The sequence below is a fragment of the Streptomyces sp. NPDC032822 genome (genome assembly GCF_055578825.1).
Window position 1 is genome coordinate 70,031 of the sequence record NZ_JBVIOL010000010.1, and the last position, 11,140, is coordinate 81,170.

General features: G+C 69.0%; 11 protein-coding genes. 7 read left to right on the forward strand and 4 right to left on the reverse strand.

Annotation, left to right across the window (positions count from 1 at the left end):
* The first annotated feature begins 355 nt into the window (after window positions 1-355).
* From ACZ5VD_RS27020 to ACZ5VD_RS27035, 4 genes are read left to right on the forward strand one after another with little or no spacing between them, the layout of a single operon-like run.
* Window positions 356-661, forward strand: a complete 306-nt coding sequence (locus ACZ5VD_RS27020; protein ID WP_468547728.1) for a hypothetical protein — start codon at window positions 356-358, stop codon at window positions 659-661.
* A gap of 18 nt (window positions 662-679) precedes the next feature.
* Entirely contained in the window at window positions 680-3,067 is a 2,388-nt protein-coding gene (locus ACZ5VD_RS27025; protein WP_468547727.1) for a bifunctional polysaccharide deacetylase/glycosyltransferase family 2 protein, read from the forward strand.
* Window positions 3,067-4,533, forward strand: a complete 1,467-nt coding sequence (locus ACZ5VD_RS27030) for an acyltransferase family protein (RefSeq protein WP_468547726.1) — start codon at window positions 3,067-3,069, stop codon at window positions 4,531-4,533. Before ACZ5VD_RS27025 ends, ACZ5VD_RS27030 begins: the two co-directional genes overlap by 1 nt.
* 35 nt (window positions 4,534-4,568) lie before the next feature.
* Window positions 4,569-5,270 (forward strand): demethylmenaquinone methyltransferase, encoded by a 702-nt coding sequence (locus ACZ5VD_RS27035; RefSeq protein WP_468547725.1) that lies wholly within the window; start codon window positions 4,569-4,571, stop codon window positions 5,268-5,270.
* A gap of 21 nt (window positions 5,271-5,291) precedes the next feature.
* Here the strand turns inward: ACZ5VD_RS27035 and ACZ5VD_RS27040 are convergent, their stop codons facing one another.
* Window positions 5,292-5,618, reverse strand: a complete 327-nt coding sequence (locus tag ACZ5VD_RS27040; protein WP_468547854.1) for a PASTA domain-containing protein — start codon at window positions 5,616-5,618, stop codon at window positions 5,292-5,294.
* Between the two features lie 234 nt (window positions 5,619-5,852).
* Window positions 5,853-6,359 carry a GNAT family N-acetyltransferase gene (locus tag ACZ5VD_RS27045; RefSeq protein WP_468547724.1) on the reverse strand — a complete coding sequence of 169 codons (507 nt, stop codon included), beginning with the start codon at window positions 6,357-6,359 and terminating at the stop codon, window positions 5,853-5,855.
* 97 nt (window positions 6,360-6,456) lie between these two features.
* Between ACZ5VD_RS27045 and ACZ5VD_RS27050 the strand changes: the two genes are divergently transcribed.
* Window positions 6,457-7,746: a geranylgeranyl reductase family protein gene (locus tag ACZ5VD_RS27050; protein WP_468547723.1), complete on the forward strand. Its 1,290-nt coding sequence runs from the start codon at window positions 6,457-6,459 to the stop codon at window positions 7,744-7,746.
* Here ACZ5VD_RS27050 and def read toward each other — a convergent pair whose 3' ends face one another.
* On the reverse strand, window positions 7,747-8,403 hold the full coding sequence (gene def, locus ACZ5VD_RS27055) for a peptide deformylase (protein ID WP_468547722.1): 657 nt from the start codon (window positions 8,401-8,403) through the stop codon (window positions 7,747-7,749).
* Between the two features lie 141 nt (window positions 8,404-8,544).
* Here def and ACZ5VD_RS27060 point away from each other — a divergent pair, with 141 nt between their 5' ends.
* Entirely contained in the window at window positions 8,545-8,757 is a 213-nt protein-coding gene (locus tag ACZ5VD_RS27060) for a hypothetical protein (protein WP_468547721.1), read from the forward strand.
* Window positions 8,758-9,217: 460 nt separating this feature from the next.
* On the opposite strand, the gene ACZ5VD_RS27065 is transcribed toward ACZ5VD_RS27060, so the two are convergent.
* A complete protein-coding gene (locus ACZ5VD_RS27065; protein WP_468547720.1) occupies window positions 9,218-10,027 on the reverse strand; it encodes a C40 family peptidase in 810 nt (269 codons plus the stop codon).
* A gap of 746 nt (window positions 10,028-10,773) precedes the next feature.
* Here ACZ5VD_RS27065 and ACZ5VD_RS27070 point away from each other — a divergent pair.
* On the forward strand, window positions 10,774-11,133 hold the full coding sequence (locus ACZ5VD_RS27070; protein WP_007383963.1) for an NADH-quinone oxidoreductase subunit A: 360 nt from the start codon (window positions 10,774-10,776) through the stop codon (window positions 11,131-11,133).
* Window positions 11,134-11,140 lie beyond the last annotated feature (7 nt).

Sequence of the window (11,140 nt, forward strand, 5' to 3'; positions counted from 1 at the left end):
AAACCCGTTTCCGCATCGGAAATGTCTCACACGGAGCTGAGGTTCGGGCGGACAGCAAGCACACAGACACTCCGCGGGCAGATGTGGTCAAAGGGCGCCGAGCGGGCGCTCAATCCGGGCATTCAACTCCTTTCTCTCCGCTCCGGGTTGCGCAAGGATTCCGGGAATCTCTCAGAGAAAGGACAGCTTTCGCTGTTTCTCATGCTCCTCTCACAAGCAAGTCGGAGTTTGGGCCACATAAAGGGTCCCTAATATCCGGGGAATGCATTCCGAGCCCGCCATCGAAAATCGCGCTGCCGCGCCGGCCGTGCGTGGTCGCCGCCGCAAACGCGGCAATGGGTCCGCCGAGGGTCCCGTGTTCGTTGACAACTCCGGACGCCGGTCCAAGGCACTGCGCCGCATCGGCATCCTCCTCGGCGTCGTGTGCCTCGGGTACGCGGTCGTGCTGGGCATGGCCTTCATGGGCATCGGCACCTCGATCAGCCCGTCGTCACTCGTGCCCTTCGCCGACGGCGGACCCGGGGCCGGGCCCGGCCCCGGGCAGCCGCAGGGCGCCACCCGCACCCCGCCCGTGAAGCCCAGCGGCACCCCGCCCACCGGCGTCGCCACCGGCGAGCCGCCCAGCTCCGCTCCGACCGCGTCCGCCGCGGCCGCCGACTGACCGGAACGCAGCCACCCCATGACTACGACGACACCCTCACGCGGACGCAGGCGTGCCCCCTCCCGGATCGAACGGGCGGCGGGCAGGGCCTCGGCGCTCCAGAAACCCCGGGTCATCCTCGCCCTGCTGCTCCTGCTCGGCCTGACCAGCATCATGCTGCTCGACGGCTATCTGCGCGCCGAGGTCGGCGGCGACCAGCGGGTGCGCGACGGGGCCAGCGGCAGCAAGGTGCCCGACAAGATCCTCGACGGCGGGCCGATCATCACCTTCCAGGGCGGACGGGCCACGACGACGTCCGTGCCGGACAAGACGATCGCGCTCACCTTCGACGACGGCCCCAACCCGACGTACACGCCCCGGGTCCTGGAGATCCTGGAGAAGTACGACGTCCCCGCCACGTTCTTCCTGGTCGGCTCCATGGTCTCGCGCTACCCGGGCATCGTGAAGGACATGGTCGACCAGGGAAACGAGGTGGGCATCCACACGTTCACCCACGTCGACCTCTCCTACCAGAGCGACGCCCGCATCCGGCGTGAGATGGAGCAGACGCAGCTGGCGCTCGCGGGCGCGGCCGGCATCACCACCACGCTGTTCCGGGCGCCGTACTCCTCGGAGACGGACGCCATCGACAACTACAGCTGGCCCGTCTACAAGGCGCTCGGCGCGGAGGGCTACACCAGCGTCTTCGTCGACACCGACAGCGACGACTGGAAGAAGCCGGGCGTCTCGAAGATCGTCAAGTGGGCCACGCCGTCGAAGAACAAGGGCGCCTCGGTGCTGATGCACGACGCCGGTGGCGACCGCGAGCAGACCATCAAGGCGCTGCCGACGTACATCGAGAAGATGCGGAAGAAGGGGTACACCTTCACCACCATCAGCGGTGTCATCGAGCAGCAGAACGGCGGCGGTGGCACGGGCACGCAGGCGACCGGGAGCGGGGGCGGGACGGGGACTGGGGCCGGGAGCGGGGCCGGTGCTTCGGCGAGCGCGCCGGGGGCGACCGGGACGACGGGGACGAACGGTGGTGAGCAGCCCGGGGGAGCGCCGAACGGGCAGGCAAACGGACAGGCGGGCGGTCAGGTCTCGGCCTCCGACCGGCTGCAGGCCGCGCACCGCGAGGCCACCGGCGCGACCCTCTACGAGGGCAAGGCGCTCATCGTCGCCGTCGCCGTCGCCGAGCTGGCCGTGCCGACGCTCTCGGTCGGGCTGATCGTCGTGGGCGTGGCCGTCATCGGCAGGTTCGGCATGATGCTGGTCCTCGCCCGCCGCCACCACAGACAGCGCAACAAACGGCGGTTCACCTGGGGGCCCACGGTCACCCGCCCGGTGAGCGTGATCGTCCCGGCGTACAACGAGAAGGAGTGCATCGCCAACACCCTCAAGTCGCTGGCGAAGAGCACCCATCCGATCGAGATCATCGTCGTGGACGACGGTTCGACGGACGGCACCTCCGAGATCTCGCTCGAAGCGGCCCGCTCGCTCGGCATGTCGAACGTCCGGGTCATCCGTCAGGAGAACGCGGGCAAGCCCGCTGCCCTCAACAACGGGGTGCGCAACGCCAGTTACGACATCGTCGTGATGATGGACGGCGACACGGTCTTCGAGCCGGACGCCGTGCACCAGCTCGTGCAGCCCTTCGCCGACCCGAAGGTCGGCGCGGTCGCCGGCAACGCCAAGGTCGGCAACCGCGACACGATCATCGGCGCCTGGCAGCACATCGAGTACGTGATGGGCTTCAACCTCGACCGCCGCATGTACGACCTGCTGCGCTGCATGCCCACCATCCCCGGCGCGATCGGCGCGTTCCGCCGCGACGCCGTGCTGGAGGTCGGCGGCATGAGCGAGGACACCCTCGCCGAGGACACCGACATCACCATCGCCATGCACCGCGCGGGCTGGCAGGTCGTCTACCAGGAGCACGCCAAGGCCTGGACGGAGGCGCCCGGTTCGCTGAAGCAGCTGTGGTCGCAGCGCTACCGCTGGTCCTACGGCACGATGCAGGCGCTCTGGAAGCACCGCAAGTCGCTGACGGACAAGGGGCCTTCGGGCCGCTTCGGCCGGGTAGGCATGCCGCTGGTGGTGATCTTCCAGATCGTCACGCCGGTCTTCGCCCCGCTCATCGACGTGTTCACCGTCTACTCGATGATCTTCGTCGACTTCCGGGCGGCACTGCTGGCCTGGCTCGCGGTCCTGGGCGTCCAACTGTTCTGCGCGGCCTACGCCTTCCGGCTCGACCGCGAGAAGTACCGCTACCTGCTGATGATGCCGCTGCAACAGCTGGCCTACCGCCAGATGATGTACCTCGTCCTCATCCACTCCTGCATCACCGCCCTCACCGGCGGCCGACTGCGCTGGCAGAAGCTGAAGCGGACCGGCGAGGTCGGCACCCCGGCAGGGGCGAGCTGATGAGCTGGGGACAGGAGCAGCAGGGGTATCCGCAGAGACAGCCCCAGGCACAGCCTCAGGGATACGGCGACGGGTACGGGCAGCAGCCCGACCAAGGCCAGGGCCAGGGCCAAGGTCAGGGCGGCGGCGACGGATACGGATACGGCAACGGATACGAGGGTTACGGACGGCAGCCGTACGCCCCGCAGCCCTATCCGCAGCAGTCCCATCCGCAACAGCCGTACACGCAACCGTCGTACCCGCAAGAGCCGTATCCGCAGCAGCGGTACCCGCAGCAGTACGTGGACTACGGGCAGGGGGAGCCGGCGCCCGGCGCGACGGCGAGCCTGCTCGTGATGGAGGAGCCGAGGCCGGATCCGGGGCCGGGGGTGGAACCGGGGGCCGAGGCTGCTGTCGGGGCGGAGGAGGAGAAGCCTGCGCCACCGGCGAAGTCGGCCGGCCGCGACCGCTACTTCGACACGCTCCGGGCCGTGGCCCTCGTCCGTGTCGTCACCTACCACACCTTCGGCTGGGCCTGGTGCGGCATGGTCTTCCCGTCCATGGGGATCATGTTCGGCCTGGCCGGCACGCTGATGGCGAAGTCCCTGGAGCGCCCCGCGTACCAGGTGGTGAAGAGCCGGCTCCGGCGGCTCCTGCCCCCGTTCTGGTTCTGGGGCTTCTTCGTGGTCGTCGCGATGCTGGTCCACGACTGGATGCCGGGCTGGCAGATCGTCTTCTGGATCGTGCCGCTCGGCGACCCGCCGGGCAACCAGTGGGGCGTCCAGGCCTGGGAGATCCTCTGGTACCTGCGGACGTACATCTGGTTCGTCCTGCTCTCCCCGGTCCTGCTGTGGCTCTTCCGCAAGGCGCCGGTTCCGGTGCTGCTGCTGACCCTCGTGCCGATCGTGATCCTGAAGTTCGTGTGGTCGGGACCGGACAACCGGCTCGGCAACGCGCTGTGGGACCTGTCGACGTACCTCTTCTGCTGGGTCCTCGGCTTCGCCCACCGCGACGGTGTGCTGCAGCGGCTGAAGCCGTTCCTGGTGGTCGTCCTGTCGCTCGCCGCGATCGGCTTCGGCGGCTGGTACGCCTTCACGCACCAGGCCGAGGCGGGCACCTACGACCTGGACGAGAACCCGCTCGCGCAGACGTACTGGTCGGCCGGGTACGTGATGCTGCTGATGTGGGCCAAGTCGTACTTCCGGATCGACTTCGCGGGCCTGACCCGTTTCCGGCACCTCGACCGGATCGTCACGGTCTTCAACGCGCGCGCGGTGACGATCTACCTCTGGCACGAGATCGCGCTGATCCTGGCCGTCCCGCTGATCGACCGGTTCTGGAACGTGCCGGCCTTCGAGAAGTGGCTGCCGCTGGAGAGCCAGTGGTTCATGTTCGGGATCGGCTGGGTCCTGATCGCGGTGTTCATCCTGCTGTGCGGGTGGGTCGAGGACGTGGCGGGGAAGAAGCGGCCACGGCTCCTCCCGTGACCGGGCGCGGAGGGACGTCCTGCAACAATGGGCCCGTGACCCGCGCCTCCCTGAACAAGCAGCCGCACGAAGTCGCCTCGATGTTCGACGACGTGGCGGAACGGTACGACCTGACGAACGACGTGCTCTCGCTCGGCCAGGACCGGGTGTGGCGCAAGGAGGTCGCCAGGGCCGTCGACGCCCGTCCCGCGCAGAAGATCCTGGACCTGGCCGCCGGTACGGCCACGTCCTCGCTGCCCTTCGCGCAGACCGGTGCCTACGTCGTCCCCTGCGACTTCTCGCTCGGCATGCTCCAGGTCGGCAAGCGGAAGCACGCCTGGTTGCCGTTCACCGCGGGCGACGCGACGAGGCTGCCCTTCAAGGACGACACCTTCGACGCCGTCACCATCTCCTTCGGGCTGCGCAACGTGCAGGACACGGACACCGCGCTGCGCGAGCTGTACCGGGTGACCAAGCCCGGCGGCCGGGTCGTGATCTGCGAGTTCTCGCACCCGACCTGGGCGCCCTTCCGGACCGTCTACACCGAGTACCTGATGCGCGCGCTGCCGCCGGTCGCGCGCGCGGTGTCGTCCAACCCCGACGCCTACGTCTACCTCGCCGAGTCCATCCGCGCCTGGCCCGACCAGCCCGCGCTGGCCGAGCGCCTCCAGAAGGCCGGCTGGTCGAAGGTGGCCTGGCGGAACCTGACGGGTGGGATCGTGTCCCTGCACCGGGGCTTCAAGGCCGAGGAGCGGTAGCGGCGCGGGGTGCCCCGGTGGTCAGCAGGGTGAGCTGAACCCGGCCACGGCGAAGGGATCGCGCGGCTCGTCTAGTTCGCGCTGCATGCCGCCGCCGCCCGGGCGCGGCAGACGCGGCTCGTGCACACCCGCGCCGCCACCGCCCTCACCCTCGCCGAACTCGAACCAGACGGTCACCACGGTCCCGCGCGGCACCTCGGCGCCGGGTGGCGGGTACTGGCGTACGACGTACTCCACGACCGTGCGACGGAAGTCGGGCCGGTCGGGGGCGGCGAGCAGCACGCCGCCCGTATCGGCCGCCTCCCGTGCGTCCACGGCCATCAGACCGACCAGCCTCGGCACACGCACCTCGGGCGATTTGGGTGTTATGCGCACAGATGTCACCCCCAGCGGTACTGGCAGGGTAACTCCGGCGGCACATCACCCGGAAGCGCCAAGTGTCTTTCTGTGACAGTTGGTTACTGTCTGTTATGGAGTGGCGGTCTCGGTCCATCTTGGTCGGCCTCGGTCGGTCCCGGTCGGTTCCGGGCCGGCTCCGGCCGGCTCCCGCTGTCCCCGGCTGTCTCCGGCGATCTTCGGCGGTCAGAGGTCCAGCCGGTAGCAGTGCCCCTCGCGCTGGGACGTCGGCGTCCGGAAGGCCTCGACGAGGCGCATCCCCAGGCGCTGGGTGACCGCGACGGACCGGGTGTTGCGCGCGTCGACCATGGCGACCACGCTCGGCACCCCCGCCGCCCGCACCCGTTCCAGTGTCATCCGCGCGGCCGCCGTGACATACCCCCGGCCCCACTGCTCGCGGCCGAGCCGCCAGCCGATCTCGATCTCGCCCCGCGGCCCCCAGTCCCGCTCCCACGGCTGGGCGCCGGTGAAGCCGATGACCTGCCCGGACTCGTCGAGCACGGTCCACAGGCAGAACCCGCGCTCGGCGTCGTGCCGGCGCTGGCGGGCGGTGAGCTCCTCGTAGACGGACAGCTCCGCGGCCCTGCCGCCCTGGAACTCCATGACGTCCGGGTGGGCGAAGGTCCGATGCCAGGCGACGGCGTCCTCGTCGGTGGGAACACGCAGCCGTACTACGGGGAGAGCTCGGTTCACTGGGCAGCCCTTCAGCCGGGTGATCAATTCTGCTGAATAGACTGCCCATGTTCAGTGCCCGTCGGCACGCAGATTCCGAACTTGGGGAGATCCCGCCGTGACCGAGCCCCTCTCCGAAAACACCGCCGATGTGATCGTCGTCGGCGCGGGGCCAGCCGGCTCCACCACCGCCTACCACCTCGCCAAGGCCGGACTCGACGTACTCCTCCTGGAGAAGACCGAGTTCCCGCGCGAGAAGGTCTGCGGCGACGGACTCACCCCGCGCGCCACCAAGCAGCTCGTCGCCATGGGCATCGACATCTCCGAGGAGGCCGGCTGGCTGCGCAACAAGGGCCTCAGGATCATCGGCGGGGGGATGCGCTTGCAGCTCGACTGGCCGGATCTCGCCTCCTTCCCGGACTACGGCCTCGTCCGCAAACGCGACGACTTCGACGAGCAACTCGCGCACCAGGCACAGAAGGCCGGCGCGCGGCTGTACGAGCGCTGCAACGTGGGCGCCCCGATCATCGACGACCGCACCGGGCGCATCACCGGCGTGCACGCCAAGCTCGGTGACACCGGCGAGAAGCGGGAAGTGACCTTCCACGCCCCGCTGGTCGTCGCCGCGGACGGCAACTCCACCCGCCTCTCCCTCGCGATGGGCCTGCACCGCCGCGAGGACCGCCCGATGGGCGTCGCGGTCCGCACGTACTTCACCTCCCCGCGCCACGAGGACGACTACCTGGAGTCCTGGCTGGAGCTGTGGGACCGCAGGGGCGCCGAGGACCGGCTGCTCCCCGGCTACGGCTGGATCTTCGGCATGGGCGACGGCACCTCCAACGTCGGCCTCGGTGTGCTCAACACCTCCGACTCCTTCAAGGAGCTGGACTGGCGCGAGGTGCTGAAGGCCTGGTGTGCCTCGATGCCCGAGGACTGGGGCTACACCCCGGACAACATGACCGGCCCGATCCGCGGCGCCGCGCTCCCCATGGCCTTCAACCGCCAGCCCCACTACACCAAGGGCCTGCTGCTGGTCGGCGACGCCGGCGGCCTGGTGAACCCCTTCAACGGCGAAGGCATCGCCTACGCCATGGAGTCCGGCCAGATCGCCGCCGACGTCATCGTCCAGGCCCACGCCCGCTCGACCCCCGCGGGACGCGAACTCGCCCTCCAGCGCTACCCGCGCATCCTCAAGGACACCTACGGCGGCTACTACACGCTGGGCCGCGCCTTCGTGAAGCTCATCGGCAACCCGAAGGTCATGAAGATCGCGACCCAGCGCGGGTTGTCCCACCCCCTGCTGATGAAGTTCACGCTCAAGATGCTCGCGAACCTCACGGATCCGACCGGCGGCGACGCGATGGACCGCATCATCAACGGCCTGAGCAAGGTGGCGCCGAAGGCGTGATCAGCCGTTGTCCGATCGGCCGTTGTCGGATCGGCCACTGAACGCGGCTGCTTTGGCGGCCCGGCGTGCGAACACCTCGCTCCGCCGGTCCGCCACCTGCCGCAGCGCGTCCTTCCGCTCCCGCTTGGAGAGCCGGTCCAGATAGACGTGTCCGTTCACGTGGTCCGTCTCGTGGGCGAGGCAGCGGGCGAAATACCCCGTGCCCTCGACGACCAGCGGCTCACCCTCCTTGTCGAGCCCGTGCACGACGGCCCGGTCCGGACGCGGTACGTCCATCGTCGCGCCCGGCACCGACAGGCACCCCTCGTGCTCGTCGAGGAGTCGTCGCCCGGCCGGGGCGAGCGGTTCCAGCACCGGGTTGACGATGTGCCCGACATGCCGGACACCGTCGTCGTCCGGGCAGTCGTAGACGAACAGCCGCAGATCGACGCCGACCTGGTTCGCCGCGAGGCCGGCCCCGTCGGCGAGGTACATCGTCAGGAACATGTCGTCGATCAGCGCGGCGAGATCGGGCCCGAACTCGGTCACGTCCCGGCACGGCTTGTGCAGGACCTCCTCGCCGACCTCGGTGATCCGCCGCACCGACCCACGCCGGGCGTCGGGCGCGAGCGAGGGATACGACGGGACGGGCCTGCCCTGTACGAACACACTCGGCATGACTGTCTCTCCTGTTCTGTACAACTGCTCCGTAGCCACTGCTCCGTACAGCTGCTCTGTACGGAGGTGATGGGTGGAGGTTGTGGGCGGAGGGACATCCGGGTTCCGCCTTCCGGAGCCCCTCCCCACCCTCCGTTGCCCATGACAACAGAACAGGCACAGCGACCCCAGGACCAGACCGGCCACACCCGCAGTCGGTTCCTCGCGGGCGTCGGGGGAGCGGCGGGCACCCTCGCGTGGTGTCCGGCCCACCGCGCGAGCGCCGCGTCCGGCAAGCGCGTCGCTGTGTTCGGCGGCGGTATCTCCGGCTTCAGGGCCGCCCATGAACGCGCCGAACTCCGGGCCCGGCCGTGAAAGACGGTCCGAACGACGCCGGGAAGACGCCCCTCACGGACGCCGACCGGCTCGGCTGGTTCGTGGATCCGGCGGTGACGGGCCCGGGCGAAACCGCGGCCCTTGAGCCTCATCCTGGCGGGCGACCACGTCCGCGCCGATGTGGATCTGGCCGTGATGGAGGGCGGCGACGAATCCGCGCGGCCGACGGTCAACGCGCGCTCCTGGGCGCGGACCGTTCGGACGCCGAGCGCTGTGTGGTCCGGGAGCCGTACCGGCCCCGGAGAGGGAGCCCCTCGGAAGCGCGTGGACGAACTGCGCTACAAGCTGGGCCTGCCCCACACCCTCGTCCTCGGACAGCTGGGCTGCCAGGCAGCCGGACAGGGGAGGCAGGCGGGCAGCGGGTACGACGGAGGGGCCGCTGCCCCCGAGCGGCTGCGGCCCTTCCGTACGACTGCGTGTGTCCTGGGTGCCCTGTGGGTCAGAGCACCCGCACCGCGCCGGTCGGCGGGTCGTACGACATCGGCTTCTCGGCGACGCCGGTGGACGGGTTCTGCGCGCCGACGAACATGCCGTCGCCGACGTACACCCCCACGTGGTAAGCGCTGCCCGCGCTGCCCCAGTACAGGATGTCGCCCGGCTGCAGGTTGCTGAGCGAGACCTGGGTGCCGGCCGTGGACTGGTCCTGGGAGACCCGCGGCAGGCTGACGCCGATCTGGTTGAAGGCGGCCTGGACGAGGCCGGAGCAGTCCCAGGAGTTGGGGCCGGTACCGCCGGAGACGTAGGCGTCGCCGACCTGAGCCTTGACGAAGGCGATGACCGCGGCGGCCGAACCGGTGGCCGTCGAGGTGCTGGTGGACGTGCTGGCGCCCGCGGAGGCGGACAGGGTGGCCCGCTCGGTGCTGCGGGTCGCGCGCTCGGCAGCGGCCTTGCGAGCGGCCTCGTCGGCTGCCTTCTTCTTGGCGGCGGCCGTCTTCTTCGCCTCAGCGAGGTCCGTCTTGGCCTGCTTCGCGGCCTTTGTGGCGGCGGCGTCGCGCTCGGCCTGCAGTTGGTAGTTGGCCGCGGCCTGCTGCATGGCGTCGGCGGACTCGGCGACCTGGGAGTCCAGGTCGGCCGTCAGGGTGGGCAGTTCGAGCGTCTGCGTCACCGGCTCGGCGGCGTTGGCCGCGCCGGACGCACCGGCGACAGCCAGCGTGCTGAGAACGCCACCGGCAACTCCGGCCCGCATCGCGATTTTCGACGCGCTGCGGCGGGGTTTCCGGTGGCTGCGTATGTGAGCGGTGTGGGACATGAGAACAACCGGTATCAGGGGCTCCTCCATACCTTCAAGAAACGTGTGGTGCGCCACAGTTGTTCAATCGACTTCCCGAACGCCGGGCGTGTCGTTCTTTATTGACGCCGTAACGGACATTGCGGACGCAGGCCATCATGCCTGTGATCATGGGCTTTCGCTGTTACGCCCGAATTGCCCGTGACCTACCACCGGTTGGGACCAGTGGCCAACCCCGCTTCTCGGGCACCTCGTGCGGATGTGGCGGAGGTCACGCAACGGTTACGGGTACGGGTGCGTCCGGTATGCGGAATCCGTCGAGCCGCGCTCGTGAATGTGTGCACGCGTCCACACCGTGCACACCGACTCCCTCTGATGTGTGAACGCGATCCTCTATCAAGGGGTGGCGTCCAACTCCAATTTGCATGCAAGAGAAGTCTCTTGATATGGAGACTCCGCCTTCGACCTGCGCCGACGAGCGAAAATGTCACCTCTGGTGATCACTCGGGCGCTTCGCGTACGAAGATCGACGCTCATCCGACTTCATGATCCTTCGTCAGGTGGTGGAGATCACAAAGCTTGTGCAATACCCCGTGTCGCAGATCACAGACCGGCAGGCATAAGATGCGGGTCAGTTGGGCTTGTGACCTGCTTCACATGTTCGCGATCTTCGTCGAGACGTACGGGGGTTGTGGAACGAGTGGGGCGGCTGTGAGCCCGATGTGCCATCGCCAGCAGTCAGTGCCGACTGAGAGGAGCGAGGAGCGGTGAACGCGTATGCGCCCATCCTCGTACTGGGAGCCCTCGGGGCAGGCTTTGCGATCTTCTCCGTGGTCATGGCCACGCTGATCGGTCCGAAGCGGTACAACCGCGCCAAGCTTGAGGCCTACGAGTGCGGAATCGAGCCGACCCCCACGCCGGCCGGCGGCGGGCGCTTCCCCATCAAGTACTACCTGACGGCGATGCTCTTCATCGTCTTCGACATCGAGATCGTCTTCCTCTACCCCTGGGCCGTCACCTTCGACGCCCTGGGTGTTTTCGGGCTCGTGGAGATGTTGCTCTTCGTGCTCACCGTCTTCGTCGCGTACGCGTACGTATGGCGGCGCGGCGGCCTGGAATGGGACTGAGGGGCCT

Bases quoted from the DNA above. Each gene is read 5' to 3' on its own strand.
- ACZ5VD_RS27030 (WP_468547726.1), top strand. From the start codon at position 3,067: ATGAGCTGGGGACAGGAGCAGCAGGGGTATCCGCAGAGACAGCCCCAG.
- def (WP_468547722.1), bottom strand. From the start codon at position 8,403: ATGCCGAGTGTGTTCGTACAGGGCAGGCCCGTCCCGTCGTATCCCTCG.
- ACZ5VD_RS27060 (WP_468547721.1), top strand. From the start codon at position 8,545: ATGACAACAGAACAGGCACAGCGACCCCAGGACCAGACCGGCCACACC.
- ACZ5VD_RS27025 (WP_468547727.1), top strand. From the start codon at position 680: ATGACTACGACGACACCCTCACGCGGACGCAGGCGTGCCCCCTCCCGG.
- ACZ5VD_RS27065 (WP_468547720.1), bottom strand. From the start codon at position 10,027: ATGTCCCACACCGCTCACATACGCAGCCACCGGAAACCCCGCCGCAGC.